Genomic DNA, 16,363 nt, shown 5'->3' on the forward strand with positions numbered 1-16,363 from the left:
AGCGATTCAGGGCTTGGCCGGGATGCCGTACTTGCGCAGGCGATGGGCGATGGCGGTGTGCGAAGTTTGCAGGCGGCTGGCTAGCTGGCGGGTCGAGGGGTAGCTGCTATAGAGCTTTTCCAGCAGGTTGCGCTCGAAGTCTTCCACGGCCTGTTCCAGGCTGTCGACTTCAGCGTCATGGCCGCGAGCCACCGAGGTGCCGGCAATGTCCAGGTCGCCGATGTCCACCAGGCTGCTTTCGCTGATGGCCGCGGCGCGGAAGATCACGTTCTGCAGCTGGCGCACGTTGCCCGGCCAGCGGTTGCCCAGTAGCGCCGGGTAAGTGGCCGGGGCCAGGCGGCACAGCGGGCGCTGGATCTGGGTGCAGGCCTGCTGCATGAAGTAGCGCGCCAGCAGGAGGATGTCCTGGCCACGTTCGCGCAACGGTGGCACCTGCAGGTTGAGCACGTTCAGGCGGTAGAACAGGTCTTCGCGAAAGGCGCCCTCGGCGACCATTTTTTCCAGGTGGCGGTGGGTGGCGCTGAGGATCCGTACATTGACCTTGACCTCGCGATCACCGCCGACCCGGCGAAAGCTGCCATCGTTGAGAAAACGCAGCAGCTTGGCCTGCAGGTACGGTGACATCTCGCCGATCTCGTCGAGGAATACCGTGCCCTGGTTGGCCAGTTCCATCAGCCCCGGCTTGCCGCCACGTTGCGCGCCGGTAAAGGCGCCGGGGGCGTAACCGAACAGCTCGCTTTCGGCCAGGTTCTCCGGCAGCGCCGCACAGTTGAGGGCCAGGAAGGGCGCACTGTGACGGCTGCTGATGGCGTGACAGGCGCGGGCCACCAGCTCCTTGCCGGTGCCGGTTTCACCGTTGATCAGCAGCGGCGCGTCCAGAGCTGCAACGCGCAGGGCGCGGGCCTTGAGGGTGCGGATTGGCGGGGAGTCGCCGAGCAGGGCATCGAAGCCCTCGGCGTGATCATGGTGCAGTGCCGACAGCCGTTCGCCGATGCGGTTGGGCTGGTACAGGGTCAGCAGGGCGCCGGCGTTGGTGATCGGCGTGGCGTCGAGCAGCAGGGTCTGGCCGTTGAGGGTCACTTCGCGCAGGGGCAGGTGAAAGCCCTGTTCGATCAGCGCTTCGAGCAAGCCCGGGTCGCCAAACAGGTCGGCCACCGAACGGTCGGACGGTTCCTGCCCGTACAGCGCCACCAGCGCCGGGTTGGCCAGCAGCACGTGGCCGGCGCTGTCCAGGGCCAGCACCGGGTCGCTCATGGCCGCGAGCAGGGCATCGAGTTGCAGGTGACGGCGCTGGCCGGGGAGGATGTCGACCACTTGTACGGTTTGCACGCCCTGCACGTTGAACAGCGCGTCGTGCAGCTCTTCGAGCACGTGGGGGCTGAGGGTCGGGGCGTCGATGTAGACGTTCGGCGGCACCATCTCCACGGCGTCCAGGTTGAGGTTGCGGGCGCCGAGCAGGGCCAGCACTTCCTGGGTGATACCGACACGGTCGATGAAACTGACGTGGATGCGCATGGGGGGAGGGGTTCAAGGCTGCCGAAGTCACCAAGTATGCCTTGCGACCGCTTTGCGGTCGAATCGCTGGCAAGCCAGCTCCCACAGGATCGGCGCATGCATTTCCCTGTGGGAGCTGGCTTGCCAGCGATGAGGCCCGAAGGCTATTCCAGATGTTCTGGCTTGATCGAGTCGCCAGACTTCAATTTCAGCTGAGTCCGAATATCTTCGAACATCAGGTCATAGATCTTGTGAGTCGACCCCAGGCTCTCGAATTTCTTCGGCGCTGGCAGGTAGCTCTGGGCCTTGCGAGTGGCGAGGCTGAGGAAGCTGGGGAGGACCTGATCCTTGGCCAGGAAGAAGTTTTCGTCCACCGGCTTGCCTTCGATGCTGCCATGCATGCGGAACTGAATGCCTCGGCCTTCCCTGGGGTCCTGCGCCACTTCGTAATTGATGTTCAGGTCATAGCTGTGATCATTCTTGTTCAGCGCGGTGCGCTCGATATGGACGTGACCAGGTTGAAACTGGGCCATGGTGCGATCCTCCGGAAGGTTGAAAATGGCGGACCCGCAAGCCCGCCCACTGCATTCAACGGTAGCTGATTCCAGGCTTCGAGGTGCTCACCCGGGTACCGGCCGTACCCTTGACGATATCCTCGATGTCGGCCAGCGAACCGATGACCGCCACTTTGCCGGTATGGCGGGCAAAGTCGCAAGCGGCCTGGACTTTCGGGCCCATGGAGCCGGCGGCAAAGCCGAGGCGTTCGAGCTCGTCAGGGTGCGCCTGGGCAATCGCCTTCTGGCTTGGCTTGCCATAGTCGATGAATGCCGCGTTGACGTCGGTGGCGATCACCAGCAGGTCGGCTTCGAGCTGTTCGGCCAGCAGCGCCGAGCACAGGTCCTTGTCGATCACCGCCTCGATGCCCTTGAGCTTGCGATCGGCGTCATACATGGTCGGGATACCGCCACCGCCGGCGCAGATAACGATGCTGCTCTTTTCCAGCAGCCATTTGATCGGGCGGATCTCGAAGATGCGCTTGGGTTTCGGGCTGGCGACCACACGGCGGTATTTGTCGCCGTCGGCCTTGACCACCCAGCCTTTTTCCTTGGCCAGGCGCTCGGCGTCTTCCTTGCTGTAGACCGGGCCGATGAACTTGGTCGGGTCCTTGAAGGCCGGGTCGTTGGCGTCCACTTCGACCTGGGTCAGGAGGGTGGCGAACGGTACTTCGAAGTCCAGCAGGTTGCCCAGCTCCTGCTCGATGATGTAGCCGATCATGCCTTCGGTTTCGGCACCGAGCACGTCCAGCGGGTAGGCTTCATCAGGTTTGTAGGATTGCGCCTGCAACGACAGCAGGCCGACTTGCGGGCCATTGCCGTGGGCGATGACCAGCTCGTTGCCCGGATGGATCTTGGCGATCTGCTCGGCGGCAATGCGGATATTGGCGCGCTGATTGTCTGCAGTCATGGGTTCGCCACGGCGCAGCAGGGCGTTGCCGCCCAATGCAACAACGATACGCATGATGATGTCCTTCTAGGAAAGGGAGATGCCACCCTGTTGGAGCGGGGCAAGCCCGCTCCCACAGAGACTGGCAGCTGGATTACAGGTCAGCCAGGGTCGACACCAGGATCGCCTTGATGGTGTGCATGCGGTTTTCCGCTTGCTCGAAGGCGATGCAGGCTGGCGACTCGAACACGTCGTCGGTCACTTCAATGCCGTTGGCCAGGTTCGGGTACTGCTCGGCGATCTGTTTGCCGACCTTGGTGTCGGAGTTGTGGAACGCCGGCAGGCAGTGCATGAACTTGGTGCGCGGGTTGCCGGTGGCTTTCATCAGCTCGGCGTTGACCTGGTACGGCAGCAGTTGCTGGATGCGTTCGCCCCAGGCTTCAACCGGCTCGCCCATCGATACCCAGACGTCGGTGTGAATGAAGTCGACGCCTTTGACCGCAGCTTTCGGGTCTTCGGTGAGGGTGATGCGCGCGCCGCTTTCTTCCGCGTATTTCTTGCACCGGGCGACCAGGTCATCGTGCGGCCACAGGGCTTTCGGCGCGCAGATGCGCACGTCCATGCCAAGCTTGGAGCCGACCAGCAGCAGCGAGTTGCCCATGTTGTTGCGGGCGTCGCCCAGGTAGGCGTAGCTGATCTCGTGGATCGGCTTGTCGGCGTGCTCACGCATGGTCAGCACGTCGGCGATCATCTGGGTCGGGTGGTATTCGTCGGTCAGGCCGTTGAACACCGGTACGCCAGCGAATTTCGCCAGTTCTTCGACGATTTCCTGCTTGAAGCCACGGTATTCGATGGCGTCATACATGCGCCCGAGTACCCGGGCGGTGTCCTTCATGCTTTCCTTGTGGCCGATCTGCGAGGAGTTCGGGTCGATGTAGGTGACGTTGGCGCCCTGGTCATAGGCAGCCACTTCGAAGGCGCAACGGGTGCGGGTCGAGGTCTTCTCGAAAATCAGCGCAATGTTGTTGCCTTTGAGGTGCTGCTGCTCGGTGCCGGTGTACTTGGCACGTTTCAGGTCGCGGGACAGGTCCAGCAGGTAGCGCAACTCGCGAGGGGTGTGGTGTTCCAGGCTCAGCAGGTTACGGTTGTGGATGTTGAACGCCATGATGTTTCTCCTGTTCTTGTGAACGGAAAGCGGTAATCGGCCCGCCTGCACCGGCAGGTGCAGGCGGTTGATGGTCGTCTAGTAGTCGATAGGGTCGCGCACGATCGGGCAGGTCATGCAGTGACCGCCGCCGCGGCCACGGCCCAGTTCGCCGGCGCTGATGGTGATGACTTCGACGCCTGCCTTGCGCAGCAGGGTGTTGGTGTAGGTGTTGCGGTCGTAGCCGATGACCACGCCTGGTTCAACCGCCACCACGTTGTTGCCGTCGTCCCACTGCTCGCGTTCGGCGGCGAAGCTGTTGCCACCGGTCTCGACCACGCGCAGTTTCTTCAGGTTCAGCGATTCGGCGACCACGTCGAGGAACGTCTTGTTCTCGCGGCGCACGTCCAGGCCATATGGCTTGCTGCTGTCCGGGCGAATGACGAACGGCACGATTTCCTTGACCACTTCCGGGAAAACCGTGACCAGGTCGCGGTCGCAGAAGCTGAACACGGTGTCCAGGTGCATCGCTGCACGGGATTTCGGCAGGCCGGCGACTACCACTTTTTCCACCGCGCCTTTGGCAAACAGCGATTGCGCCAGTTGGCCGATGGCCTGGCGCGAGGTGCGCTCGCCCATGCCGATCAGGACCACGCCATTGCCGATCGGCATGACGTCGCCGCCTTCGAGGGTGGCCTTGCCGTGGTCCTGGTCCGGATCGCCGTACCAGATTTCAAAGTCGGCCGCGGTGAACTCGGGGTGGAACTTGTAGATGGCGGTGGTCAGCAGGGTTTCCTGACGTCGCGCCGGCCAGTACATCGGGTTGAGGGTCACGCCGCCGTAGATCCAGCAGGTGGTGTCGCGAGTGAACTGGGTGTTGGGCAGTGGGTCGAGCAGGAAGCTTGAGTGGCCCAGGTAGTCGCGGTACATCTTGATCACGCCGGCGCCTTCACTTTCCGGCAGGTCTTCACCGGCCACGCCGCCGATCAGGAATTCGGCCAGTTTGCGCGGCTCAAGGCCTTCGAGCCAGCTGCGCACTTCGTTGGTCAGGCCGACACCGACGGTGTCCGGGGTGATCTTGCGGTCGAGGATCCATTTCAGCGCTTCGGGGTTCTGGATGGTCTCGGTCAGCAGGTTGTGCATTTCCAGCACTTCGATGCCGCGCTCACGCATTTTGGTGACGAAGTCGAAGTGGTCGCGTTTGGCCTGGTTGACCCAGATAACGTCATCGAACAGCAGTTCGTCGCAGTTGCTCGGGGTCAGGCGCTGGTGCGCCAGGCCAGGGGAGCAGACCATCACTTTGCGCAGTTTGCCGGCTTCGGAATGTACGCCGTACTTAACTTTATCCGTGGACATGGTTCATTTCCTCCAAGTTGCGAAAACGGGTGGTTACAGAGTCAGGAAGCCGTCGTACAGGCCATAGGCAGCCACCAGGGCACCAATGACTACGGCGGCGAAGATCAGCTTCTCCACGTTGGTAAAAATCGGTTGGCCGACCTCGCGCTTGGCCTTGGCGAACAGGATCACGCCAGGGGCATACAGCAGGGCCGAGAGCAGCAGGTATTTGACGCCGCCGGCATACAGCAGCCAGACCGCGTAGAGCAGGGCGATGGCGCCGATGACCAGGTCTTTCTTGCGTTCGGCCAGGGCCTGTTCGTAGGTTTCGCTGCGTACCGCGAGCAGGAAGGCATAGGCCGCCGACCACAGGTAAGGCACCAGGATCATCGAGGTGGCGAGGTAGATCAGCGACAGGTAGGTACTGGCCGAGAACAGGGTGATGACCAGGAAGATCTGTACCATGGCGTTGGTCAGCCACAGGGCGTTGGCCGGCACGTGGTTGGCGTTCTCGCGGCGCAGGAACTCCGGCATGGTGTGGTCTTTGGCGGCGGCGAACATGATCTCGGCGCACAGCAGTACCCACGACAGCAGAGCCCCGAGCAGCGAGATGATCAGGCCGACGCTGATCAGCACCGCACCCCAGTGGCCAACCACGTGCTCAAGCACGGCGGCCATCGACGGGTTCTGCAGCTTGGCCAGCTCCGGTTGGGTCATGATGCCCAGCGACAGCACGTTGACCAGCACCAGGAACAGCAGCACGGTGATGAAGCCGATGACCGTGGCCTTGCCGACGTCCGAGCGTTTTTCTGCCCGGGCCGAGAAGATGCTCGCGCCCTCGATGCCGATGAACACCCAGACGGTGACCAGCATCATGTTGCGCACCTGGTTCATCACGCTGCCCAGGTCCGGGTTCATCGAGCCCCAGATGTCAGCGGTGAAGATATCCAGCTTGAAGGCGAACAGGGCGATCAGCACGAACAGCGCCAGCGGTACGACCTTGGCTACGGTGGTGACCAGGTTGATGAAGGCCGCTTCCTTGATCCCGCGCAATACCAGAAAGTGCACGGCCCAGAGCAGCACCGAGGCGCCAATCACCGCTGCCGGGGTGTTGCCCTCGCCAAAGATCGGGAAGAAGTAACCGAGGGTGCTGAACAGCAACACGAAGTAACCGACGTTGCCCAGCCAGGCACTGATCCAGTAGCCCCAGGCTGAAGAAAAGCCCATGTAATCGCCGAAACCGGCCTTGGCGTAGGCGTATACCCCGCCGTCCAGGTCAGGCTTGCGATTGGCCAGGGTCTGGAACACGAAAGCCAGGGTCAGCATGCCGATGGCGGTGATGCCCCAACCGATCAGAACAGCGCCTACATCAGCACTTGCGGCCATGTTTTGCGGCAGCGAAAAGATCCCGCCGCCGATCATCGAGCCGACAACAAGTGCAACCAGCGCACCAAGTCGTAGTTTTCCGGGAGCGTCTGACATTGAATAACTCCGTACCAGGAGAAGAGATGACGCTAGAATAAATCCAGCGGCGAAGTCATTAGCTGATTCAGGTCAGTTCATGAGGACATTCCATTGCAGATCAATGACTGAAACAGCCTCCCGGAGTCTGCCGATCGCAGTACTGCAAGCCTTGTCAACTGGCACCTCCATGGCGTTTTAGAGCAATCGCTCTTGCGGGGCTGCGAGAATTGAAGCTAGTCCGTTTTGGGCGAATCGCAAATTTTCTCTGAGAATTTTTCTTATTAGCTTGAAGAAGCGCGAATTGTGCACAAAACTCACCATTTAGTTCGTCAGGCATAGACGCGCTAGTTATGAGCAGAAAGCGCTTAGTGGTTTAATATATATAGACGCTTAGAGTCAGATTATATTTAACTCAGGGTGTACCACTGGCGTTACAAACACGAGACAGAAGGGGATCTGCATGTCCGAACCTGGACAGAAATTACGCCTGGGGGCGTTGATCGCCTTGGTGGTCGGCTCGATGATCGGCGGCGGGATCTTTTCGCTGCCGCAAAACATGGCTGCGCGTGCCGACGTCGGCGCCGTACTGATCGGCTGGGGCATCACCGCGGTGGGCATGCTGGCCCTCGCCTTCGTGTTCCAGACCCTGGCCAACCGCAAGCCGGAACTCGACTCCGGCGTGTATGCCTATGCCAAGGCCGGGTTTGGCGAGTACATGGGCTTTTCTTCGGCTTGGGGCTACTGGATCAGCGCCTGGCTGGGCAACGTCGGCTACTTCGTGCTGTTGTTCAGCACCCTGGGCTTCTACTTCCCGGTGTTTGGCGAGGGCAATACGCCGATCGCCATCGCCTGTGCCTCGCTGCTGTTGTGGGCCGTACACTTTTTGGTGCTGCGCGGCATCAAGGAGGCGGCGTTCATCAACCAGGTGACCACGGTGGCCAAGATCGTGCCGTTGGTGATGTTCATCGTCATCGCCGCGGTGGCCTTTCGCGCCGACATTTTTACCCGGGACATCTGGGGCTTGAGCAACCCGAAATTCGGCGGCGTGCTCGACCAGGTGCGCAACATGATGCTGGTGACGGTGTTCGTGTTCATCGGCATCGAGGGCGCCAGCGTCTACTCCGGGCGGGCGGCGAAGCGCTCGGACGTCGGCAAGGCCACGGTGATCGGCTTTATCGGCGTACTGGCCTTGCTGGTGCTGGTCAACGTGCTGTCGCTGGGGGTGATGACCCAGCCAGAGCTGGCGGCCTTGCAGAACCCGTCGCTGGCGTCGGTGCTTGAGCATATCGTCGGGCCCTGGGGCGCCTTGCTGATCAGTATCGGCCTGGCGGTATCGCTGCTGGGGGCGCTGCTGTCATGGGCCTTGCTGTGCGCCGAGATCCTCTTCGCCACCGCCCGCGACCAGACCATGCCGCGCTTTCTGGCCAGGGAAAACGCCAACCACGTGCCGGCCAATGCGCTGTGGCTGACCAACGTGATGATTCAGCTGTTCCTGCTGATCACCCTGTTTTCCGCTGGGACCTACACCAGCCTGATCTACCTGGCCTCGTCGATGATCCTCGTGCCGTACCTGTGGTCGGCGGCCTACGCGGTGTTGCTGGCGGTGCGCGGCGAGTCGTATGAAGGCCACCCCGGCGCACGGCGCAAGGACCTGCTGATTGCCGGTATCGCGCTGATCTACGCGATCTGGCTGCTGTATGCCGGTGGGCTGAAGTACCTGCTGCTGTCGGCGCTGCTGTACGCGCCAGGGGTGATCCTGTTTGCCCGGGCCAAGCACGAGCAGGGCCAGGCGCTGTTTACCACCTGGGAGAAGCTGATCTTCGCCGCCGTGCTGGTGGGCGCGGGGTTGGCGGCCTATGGCTTGTACAGCGGGATGTTGAGCCTTTAATCAGTGCCGGCACATTCACCAACAGGCAGCAGCAGAACCCAGCTCACAAGCCCCCTGCTGCCAATCCAACGGTGCCCCTTCGACCAGCAGCGGCGCCTTCAGCCGCTGCGCCAGCCCCCAGGGCGTCTGCTCCAGCTGCGGGTTCAGATCCGCTGCCGTCTCAGCCTGTAACGGCAAATCCGCTGCCAGCGTCCCCTGATCGATCAACAGCTTTGCCGTGCGCGCCAGCGACAGGCGCAGGGTTGCCCCGCAACCGCTGCCCAGGCGTTCGCTGTAGGCCTTGATCGCCGCAGCCGCCATCAGGTACCCGGTGCCATGGTCCAATGCCTGCACCGGCAACGGCACGGGCTTGTCGGCCTGTTGCCAGCGCATGCCTTCACAAGCGATGCCGCAGCTCATCTGTACCAGGCTGTCGAAGCCCCGGCGCTGTTGCCAGGGGCCGCTCCAGCCGTAGGCGTTGAGGCTCACATCGATCAGCCCGGGGTTGAGCTGGCGGCGCTGTTCGCTGGCATACCCCAGTCGTTCGAGGGCATCGGCGCGGTAACCATGCAGGAGAATATCGGCTTCACTGAGCAGGCGTTCAAACACCCGTCGATCATCCCCATCGTGCAAGTCCAGGCGCGCACAACGTTTACCCAGGGTCACCTCGGCAACCACCGCCGGTTCCTCCCAGCCTGGCGGGTCGATCCGCAGCACCTGCGCGCCGAAGCCTGCCAGCAGGCGACTGGCTGTGGGGCCGGCGAGGATGCGGGTCAGGTCCAGCACCTTGACCCCGGCCAGAGGTCGGACGGCGTTACCGGTCCAGCGTCTTTTTGTAAAGGCCGGAGCCCGTTGGTGATGAATCAACGGCTCGGCATTCACTGCCAGGCCCTGAGGATGGGCCGACCATTCGGACCAGTTGCGCATTTGCGCGGCGCAACCGCCAGCGGTGACTATCGCGCTTTCCAGCTCATGAGCGCGCCAGCGCGCAACCAGATCAGCCATGTGTGCGCGGTCAGCCGCACGGCCCACTACCTGCTGGGCGGCGGCGCGATGATGAGCTGCGTTGGTATGCAGGCGAATCCAGCCATCCTCGGCGCGGTAGTCACCGGCAATCGGGTCCCACAAGGGCGGTGTGCTCCAGCCTTGCGGGCGCAGGCTGGTGGCGAACCAGAACGAGCTCAGGCGGCGGTCAACTTCAACGCCAGGCTGTTGCTCAAGCTGGCGCTGCAGCAGTTCGGCGATTGCCAGGCCACAGGCGGCAATGCTGCTGCTGGCAAGCTCGGTGACGGCGAAAGTCGAAGGCAGGGCGCCGTTGCCGCGAAAGCGCAGGCTATTGCGCAGTGCCGTTGGCAGCTGCAGTTCGGCGACAAGGGTGTCGAGTAGCGCGGTCATCAATGGCCCTCCAGCAGAAGGGCCATTGCAGACCATCAGCGGCGCCAGGTCAAACCCGGAACTGATCCATCAAGGCCATCTGCTGCGACGACAGGGTGTTGAGCTGGCTGCTCACCTGCGCCGATTCCGCGGCCTGGCCGGTCAGGGTTTCGGTTACCCCGCGGATCGCCGAGACGTTGCGGTTGACCTCTTCGGCCACCGCGCTCTGCTGTTCGGCGGCACTGGCGATCTGCAGGTTCATGTCGCTGATCACCGTGACCGCCTCGCTGATCTTGTCCAGCGCCTGCACCGCCTGGTGGATCTGCCCGGCGTTTTCCTGGGCCTTGCCGTGGCTCGAATGCATGGTCGCCACCACTTCGCGGGTGTTGCTCTGGATGCGCTCGATCACCTGGCGGATCTCTTCGACCGAGTCCTGGGTACGGCGCGCCAGGTTGCGTACTTCGTCGGCAACCACGGCAAAACCACGGCCGCTTTCACCGGCGCGGGCGGCTTCGATCGCGGCGTTGAGCGCCAGCAGGTTGGTCTGCTCGGCAATGCTGCGGATCACCTCCAATACCGAGCCGATCTGTTCGCTGTTCTGCGCCAGGGTTTCCACTTCGCCAACGGCTTTGCTGACCTGTTCGGCGAGTACAGTGATGTCGCGGGTGCTGCGCTCGATGATCGCCATGCCGTCCTTGGCCGAACGGTCGGCACCGCGGGCGGCGTCGGCGGCACTGGCGGCGCTGTTGGCGACGTCGTGGGCGGTGGCGCTCATCTCATTGGAGGCGGTGGCCACCTGGTCGATCTCGCGAAACTGCACCTGCATGCCTTCGCTGGTGCGCTGGGCAATTGCCGAAGACTGGTCGGCAGTGGCCCGGGCCTGGGTGATGCTCTGTTTGATCTGGGCGATGGTCGGCTGCAGCTTGTCGAGGAAGCGGTTGAAGCCGCCGGTCAGCCGCCCCAGCTCGTCCTTGCGCGCATAGCGCAGGCGCTGGGTGAGGTCGCCGTCGCCGCTGGCGATGTCTTCGAGCATGCTCGCTACGCTGTTGAGCGGGCGGGTCACGCCGGTGGCGGTCAGCCACATCAGCAGCAGGCCGCCGAGGCCGGCCAGGGTGGCGAACAGCACCACTTTGAGGGTACCGCTGGTGCGGGCCTCTTCAAGGGTCGCCTGCAGGCTGATGGCATCGGCCAGCAGTACCTGCTTGGGCAGGTCGATAAGGATGCCCCAGGGTTTACTGTCGGCAATCGGCTGCACCGGATTGACGGCGCGGATGGTATCGCCTTGTTCAAGGATCAGTGGCTGGTTGCCGGCGAGCTTCTGCAGCGCCTGCTGGCCGTCCTGGTCGATGGCCTTGCCGACCTTGCCGGCATCATTGCTGTTGGCCGCCAGCAAGCCGCTCGGGGCGACGATCATCAGGTGGCCGGCGCCGTTGAACAGCTCCTGCTGGGCCTTGGCGGCAGCCGACTGCAGGGCATCGAGAGAAATATCCACACCGGCCACGGCGATCACCTTGCCGTTGTGCAGCAGCGGCATGGTGATGCTGGTCATCAGCATCTGCTTGCCGCCGACGGTGTCGGAGTAGGGCTCAAGCAGGCAGGAGCGCGCGCTGTTGCGCGAGCAGGTGTACCAGACGTTGTAGGGCGTGCCGCTGAGATTGATCTCGGTCTTGTTCAGGTCGACATCGCTGATCACCGTGTTCAGCGCCTGACCCTGGGCGCGGCTCCAGTAGCTGGCAAAGCGCCCGCTCTCGTTGCTCAGGCGTTTGGCGTCGTTGGTAAAGGCACTGTCGCCGCCGTCCAGGCCGTCGGCCTCGAAGGCCAGCCACACGCCCAGCACGTCGGGGTTGCGCTTGAAGCTGGTGGCCAGGCTCTGGTTGATCGCTTCACGCAGGTCGCCAGCGCTCAGGCCGCGCTCGCGAGCCAGTTGCTGTAAGTCCTGGACCTGGTCGGCGAGGGCGGTGATGACGGTCTGGCTGTCGCTGAAAGTACGCCGCAGCATCTCGGCCTTTTCGCCGGCGCGGGCCTGCAGCAGGGCCTGGACATTGCGGGTGAGCATGGTGGTGCTGGCGTCGCCGACCAGCTCATCGCTCTGGTGCGATTGATACAGGTTGATACCGACGACGAGTGCGACCACGCCAAGCAGGCAGAGGCCGGAGAGCAGGACGATTTTCAGGCGGATCGAGAGCGTGTCGAACATGGACGTACTCGCTAAAAGGCAGGCCGGTAGAGGACCGAGCCACGGGCGGGCTCGATTCGCTACATCCTTTTAGCGATAACAGTTCATCGGCCTTATAGCCTTAGCCATGAGTGCTCGCCGATGAACGGTCGGCAAGGCTCAAGGGCGCGGTTTCTGGCCGCGACCAGATCCACAGGTTACCCAGGCTCATGCCGGCGATGGCGAGAAACACCGGCCAGCGGTGCTCGAGAAACACCAGCATCAGGCCAGCGCACAGCAGCATGCTGACAGTGGCGCTGACCTTGGCCCGGCGCTGGATTACCTTGCCGTTGCGCCAGTTGCTGAGGATCGGCCCGAACAGCCGGTGGTTTTCCAGCCAGGCGCTCAGGCGCGGCGAGCTGCGGGTGGCGGCCCAGGCGGCGAGGAGGATGAACTCGGTGGTGGGCAGGCCGGGAATCACGATCGCTACCAGGCCGATGCCCAGGCTTACGTAAGCCAGCAGGCCGAAGAGCAGGCGCGAGAGTTTTGAAGCGGCTGGGCGGGTCATGGGCTTGTCGGTGTGCACGGGCAAGGCCCGGTTACCACGAGGGTAACCGGGTACGGCGCATCAGGCCAGTTCGGCTTTAGGCGCAGTTGCGTAAGCGTGTTTGAGCAGCTCGGTGAAACGCTCGAAGGCGGCCACGGCGCCTTGCTCGGCCTTGGCTTCTTCTTCGGCGCTCAGTTCCAGGCCGTCGAGGATGCGCGTGAACTGCTTCCAGCCTTCAGCGCGGCCACCGGCCGGCTCGCCCAGGTGACGGGCACCGAAGCTGTCCGACAAGCCCAGGCCGACGGCACGCTTGATCAGGAAGGCGGCGCCGAGCTTGGAGCCTTCGGAGACGAAGATCCAGCCCATGGCTTCACCCAGGCTGGGGTTTTGCAGGGCGCCGGCGAAGTCGGCGGGGATCTCGGTGTTCAGGTCAGCCAGGTCCAGGCCGGCCTGTTCGGCGCGGCAGCGTGCGGCGAGGTCAGGGACGACGGCGATCAGCGCCGGGTCGGTGTACAGCGCCTTGAGCTCGGACTGGAACAGGTACTGGGCAACCACGAAGCGGGCGAAGCTCTCGCGGGTTTCGAACGGCGCGTGGGATTTGACCAGGGCGTCCAGCTCGGTGTGCGGGGCGTGGGTCAGCTGGTTCAAGCGTTGCGAACGCAGGCTGGCGCGTTCGGCGGTGGTAGCGGCGGTCATGGTGATTCCTTGCGAAATGGGCGTGCCTGATGACTAGACGAATGAGAAGACGCGGGACAGTAAAAAAACCTCACCTGTGGGGGGGCTGCATTTGCAGCCCATCGCGGGTCTAGCCCGCTCCCACAGGTTCGCGGTCAGATGTCCCAGACCAGGTTGATGGCGAAATTACGGCCTGGCATGGTCAGGCGGTCGAGGTTGGCGGGGGCGGTCACCGCCGCTTCACCGAGGCCGTCGTAGCCGCGCACGTCATCCCACTGCCAGTACTTCTTGTCGGTCAGGTTGTAGAGGCCGGCGTTGACGGTGATGTCATCGGTGACTTTGTAGAACCCGGTCAAATCGAGTACGCCGTAACCCGGGGTGCGGAACTGCTTGCTGGTGCCGTCGGGGGCGAAGAAGGTGGTGTCGTCGACGCGGTCCTTGCGCTTGACCAGGGTCCAGCTCAGCAGCGCGCCGTATTGCTCTTGCTCGTAACCCAGGCCCATCACCGCGGTCAGCGGGTTGACGCTGTTGAGCGGCTGGCCGGTGTCGTCGTTGCGGCCATGGGCGTAGGCCAGCGAGCCCTGGGTGTAGAGGCCGTGCGGCGCACCGAAGGCGTCGAGGTTCAGGCGGCCCTTGAACTCGGCACCCTTGATGGTGGCGTGCTTGATGTTGTTGGCTTCGAAGGTCTGGCCGAGGTTGCTGCCCTGCACGGCGTCTTCGTTGATGAAGTCGCGGTACTTGTTGTAGAACACCGCGACATCGAAGTTACCCGCTTCGAAGTTACCGCGCAGGCCGGTCTCGTAGCTCTTGCTCTTTTCCGGTTCGAGGTTGGAGTTGCCGCGCACGCTGTAGCCCAGGCCCGGGTTTTCGAAGCGGCCATACAGCGCCTTGGCGGTCGGCGTGCGGAAGCCTTCGGCGTACTGGCCATACCAGGTGTAGTTGTCGTTGAAGGCGTAGGTCAGGCCGAACTTGGGCGAAACCCGATGCCATTTCTTCGCATCGTCATCAACCGGGTCGGTAGGGCTGGCGCCAACCCCACGCAGGAACTCGTCGGTCATGTGCGGCTTGAGTTCGGTGTAGTCGTAGCGCGCGCCTGGCAGGAAGGTCCACTGGTTCCAGCGGATTTCATCCTGGGCGAACAGGCTGTAGGTGTTGACGGTCGGGTCAGGGAAGTCGCTGACCAGTGCCTGGCTGTCACTGGCGCTGATCTGGCCGATGAAGCGGCAGGCGCCGCCGACGTTCAGGCAGGTGCCAGTGCCGCTGCGCGAACCGGTGACCTTCTGGTGCTTGAGGGTGGTGCCGTAGGTCAGCAGGTGCTCGGTGGCGCCGATGCTGAAGGCCTTGTCCAGCTGGGCGTCGAACACCCACTGGCGGTCCTTGTAAGTGGTCTGGCGGTCACGGAACACCTGGCGACCGGAGGCGAAGTAGAGCTCTTCGGTACGCTGGTCGGTCTTGCCGATCTGGTAGTTCAGGCTCCACTTCATGTTGTCGGCCAGCACGCTACCGAGTGCGAATTCATGGTTAATGCCGAAGCGCTCGCGGGTCACGGTGTCGTTGCCGGTGCGGTCGCGGTACGAGTTCATCGCGCCGAAGCCAGGAATGAACGGCCCGCCCACGGCACTTTTCTGTTTGAGGTCGCGGTCGTCCTTGTAGTTTTCATAGGTGAAGGCCAGGCGTGCGTCGTCGGCGTAGTTCCAGCCGGCCTTGGCGAGGATGTTGGTGGTGCGCACATCTTCCGGGTTGGCGGCGGTGCGCGCCAGGCCGGTGCCGCCGTGGCTGCTGTAGGACTCGGTTTCATGGCCGTTGCGCTGGCTCAGGTGCAGCAGGCCGTCGAACTCGCCCTGGCGGCCGGCAACGGTAGCCGAGTTCAGCCAGCTCTCATCTGCCGAGCTGTAGCCAGTCTTCAGGCGTGCGCCGACGTCCTGGCCGGGCTTGATGATGTCGTCGGGGTCGAGGGTGAAGTAGCTGACCGCGCCGCCAATGGCGTTGCTGCCGTACAGCACCGAGGCCGGGCCACGGAGGATCTCCACGCGCTTGACGATTTCAGGGTCGACGTAGTTGCGCTGGGTCTGGGCGTAGGGGCCGAAGAAGAAGCTGTCGGGGATCGACACGCCGTCGATCTGGGTCAGCACCCGCTCGCCGTCGATACCGCGGATGTTGTAGCCGTTCAGGCCGCTGCGCTGGCCGGTGCCGCTGACCGAAACGCCAGGCTCGTAACGCACCAGTTCCTTGATGTTGTTGACGTTCTGGCGGTCGAGTTGTTCGCGGGTCTGCACGCTGACGGTGCTCGGCACCTGGCTGACGTCCTGGGCGCTGCGGGTGGCGCTGACGGTGATCTGCTGCAGGGCGATGGCCTTGCCGGCGCTGCGTTCGATCACCACGTTGGCGCTGCTCAAGGTGCGGTAGCTCAGGCCGGTGCCGGCCAGCAGGCGCTGCAGGGCGGCCTCAGGCTTCAGTGAGCCATGCACGCCCGGCGAGGCGACGCCTTCGGCCAGTTCGGCAGAGAAGCCCACTTGCCAGCCGGTGACCGAGGTAAAGGCATTGAGCGCTGACACCAGCGGCTGTTGGCTGATGGCAAAGCGGTAGTCGCCCATGCGCGGGGCACTGGCCTGGGCCGGCTCAGCGGCCAGCGCCGGCAGGCTGCAGGCACCGCTGGCGAGCATGGCCAGGGTCAACAGGGAGAGCGTGCAACGGTGCAGGCCGGGGGTACGTGAAGTGGCTGAAGATCGACGAGTGAAACCAGTGGACATCGAAAGCGCTCCCTGTCGCGCAAATGTTATAGGTGCTGGCTGATTCAAAAATAAGAATCAGTTGCATTAGCTATAACGAGACGTAACAGCGTCAGGGATCGCGTAAAAAAACTTT

Annotated in this window: 12 protein-coding genes; 1 reads left to right on the forward strand and 11 read right to left on the reverse strand. The window is 63.2% G+C overall.

Translation table 11 applies throughout. The annotated features are described in order from the left end of the window. Nucleotides 1-6 precede the first annotated feature (6 nt). The 6 genes from UB48_RS09935 to arcD (UB48_RS09960) all read right to left on the reverse strand — a co-directional run bounded on the left by UB48_RS09935 (nt 7) and on the right by arcD (UB48_RS09960) (nt 6,898). Nucleotides 7-1,515 carry a sigma-54-dependent transcriptional regulator gene (locus tag UB48_RS09935; RefSeq protein WP_045196407.1) on the reverse strand — a complete coding sequence of 503 codons (1,509 nt, stop codon included), beginning with the start codon at nt 1,513-1,515 and terminating at the stop codon, nt 7-9. A 143-nt stretch (nt 1,516-1,658) separates the two neighbouring features. After that, nucleotides 1,659-2,027 carry a DUF5064 family protein gene (locus UB48_RS09940; protein ID WP_045196409.1) on the reverse strand — a complete coding sequence of 123 codons (369 nt, stop codon included), beginning with the start codon at nt 2,025-2,027 and terminating at the stop codon, nt 1,659-1,661. Between the two features lie 55 nt (nt 2,028-2,082). Further along, nucleotides 2,083-3,012: a carbamate kinase gene (gene arcC / locus UB48_RS09945; RefSeq protein ID WP_045196411.1), complete on the reverse strand. Its 930-nt coding sequence runs from the start codon at nt 3,010-3,012 to the stop codon at nt 2,083-2,085. A gap of 79 nt (nt 3,013-3,091) precedes the next feature. After that, complete coding sequence (locus tag UB48_RS09950; protein WP_045196413.1) at nt 3,092-4,102, reverse strand: ornithine carbamoyltransferase; 1,011 nt, start codon at nt 4,100-4,102, stop codon at nt 3,092-3,094. 78 nt (nt 4,103-4,180) lie between these two features. Further along, entirely contained in the window at nt 4,181-5,437 is a 1,257-nt protein-coding gene (gene arcA, locus UB48_RS09955; RefSeq protein WP_045196415.1) for an arginine deiminase, read from the reverse strand. 33 nt (nt 5,438-5,470) lie between these two features. Beyond that, nucleotides 5,471-6,898 (reverse strand): arginine-ornithine antiporter, encoded by a 1,428-nt coding sequence (gene arcD, locus UB48_RS09960; RefSeq protein ID WP_045196417.1) that lies wholly within the window; start codon nt 6,896-6,898, stop codon nt 5,471-5,473. A 442-nt stretch (nt 6,899-7,340) separates the two neighbouring features. On the opposite strand from arcD (UB48_RS09960), the gene arcD (UB48_RS09965) reads away from it, so the two are divergent. Beyond that, nucleotides 7,341-8,768, forward strand: a complete 1,428-nt coding sequence (arcD, locus tag UB48_RS09965; RefSeq protein ID WP_045196419.1) for an arginine-ornithine antiporter — start codon at nt 7,341-7,343, stop codon at nt 8,766-8,768. Nucleotides 8,769-8,783: 15 nt separating this feature from the next. On the opposite strand, the gene UB48_RS09970 is transcribed toward arcD (UB48_RS09965), so the two are convergent. The 5 genes from UB48_RS09970 to UB48_RS09990 form a co-directional block, all read right to left on the reverse strand. Beyond that, the gene (locus tag UB48_RS09970) at nt 8,784-10,142 is read right to left on the reverse strand and encodes a CoA transferase (protein WP_045196421.1); all 1,359 of its coding nucleotides are present in this window, start codon (nt 10,140-10,142) and stop codon (nt 8,784-8,786) included. Between the two features lie 49 nt (nt 10,143-10,191). Next, entirely contained in the window at nt 10,192-12,318 is a 2,127-nt protein-coding gene (locus UB48_RS09975; protein WP_045196423.1) for a methyl-accepting chemotaxis protein, read from the reverse strand. 100 nt (nt 12,319-12,418) lie between these two features. Next, a complete protein-coding gene (locus UB48_RS09980) occupies nt 12,419-12,844 on the reverse strand; it encodes a YbaN family protein (protein ID WP_045196600.1) in 426 nt (141 codons plus the stop codon). Nucleotides 12,845-12,904: 60 nt separating this feature from the next. Then, nucleotides 12,905-13,519 carry a biliverdin-producing heme oxygenase gene (locus UB48_RS09985; protein ID WP_045196425.1) on the reverse strand — a complete coding sequence of 205 codons (615 nt, stop codon included), beginning with the start codon at nt 13,517-13,519 and terminating at the stop codon, nt 12,905-12,907. Between the two features lie 134 nt (nt 13,520-13,653). After that, nucleotides 13,654-16,248, reverse strand: coding sequence for a TonB-dependent receptor (locus UB48_RS09990; RefSeq protein ID WP_045196427.1), 2,595 nt, complete (start codon nt 16,246-16,248; stop codon nt 13,654-13,656). Nucleotides 16,249-16,363: the final 115 nt, after the last annotated feature.

It is taken from the genome of Pseudomonas sp. 2(2015) (genome assembly GCF_000955865.1).
GTDB lineage: Bacteria > Pseudomonadota > Gammaproteobacteria > Pseudomonadales > Pseudomonadaceae > Aquipseudomonas.

What these genes read in the sequence shown, in the direction of transcription:
- UB48_RS09935 (WP_045196407.1), bottom strand. Translation starts at nt 1,515, where the DNA reads ATGCGCATCCACGTCAGTTTCATCGACCGTGTCGGTATCACCCAGGAA.
- UB48_RS09940 (WP_045196409.1), bottom strand. Translation starts at nt 2,027, where the DNA reads ATGGCCCAGTTTCAACCTGGTCACGTCCATATCGAGCGCACCGCGCTG.
- arcC (WP_045196411.1), bottom strand. Translation starts at nt 3,012, where the DNA reads ATGCGTATCGTTGTTGCATTGGGCGGCAACGCCCTGCTGCGCCGTGGC.
- UB48_RS09950 (WP_045196413.1), bottom strand. Translation starts at nt 4,102, where the DNA reads ATGGCGTTCAACATCCACAACCGTAACCTGCTGAGCCTGGAACACCAC.
- arcA (WP_045196415.1), bottom strand. Translation starts at nt 5,437, where the DNA reads ATGTCCACGGATAAAGTTAAGTACGGCGTACATTCCGAAGCCGGCAAA.
- arcD (WP_045196417.1), bottom strand. Translation starts at nt 6,898, where the DNA reads ATGTCAGACGCTCCCGGAAAACTACGACTTGGTGCGCTGGTTGCACTT.
- arcD (WP_045196419.1), top strand. Translation starts at nt 7,341, where the DNA reads ATGTCCGAACCTGGACAGAAATTACGCCTGGGGGCGTTGATCGCCTTG.
- UB48_RS09970 (WP_045196421.1), bottom strand. Translation starts at nt 10,142, where the DNA reads ATGACCGCGCTACTCGACACCCTTGTCGCCGAACTGCAGCTGCCAACG.
- UB48_RS09975 (WP_045196423.1), bottom strand. Translation starts at nt 12,318, where the DNA reads ATGTTCGACACGCTCTCGATCCGCCTGAAAATCGTCCTGCTCTCCGGC.
- UB48_RS09980 (WP_045196600.1), bottom strand. Translation starts at nt 12,844, where the DNA reads ATGACCCGCCCAGCCGCTTCAAAACTCTCGCGCCTGCTCTTCGGCCTG.
- UB48_RS09985 (WP_045196425.1), bottom strand. Translation starts at nt 13,519, where the DNA reads ATGACCGCCGCTACCACCGCCGAACGCGCCAGCCTGCGTTCGCAACGC.
- UB48_RS09990 (WP_045196427.1), bottom strand. Translation starts at nt 16,248, where the DNA reads ATGTCCACTGGTTTCACTCGTCGATCTTCAGCCACTTCACGTACCCCC.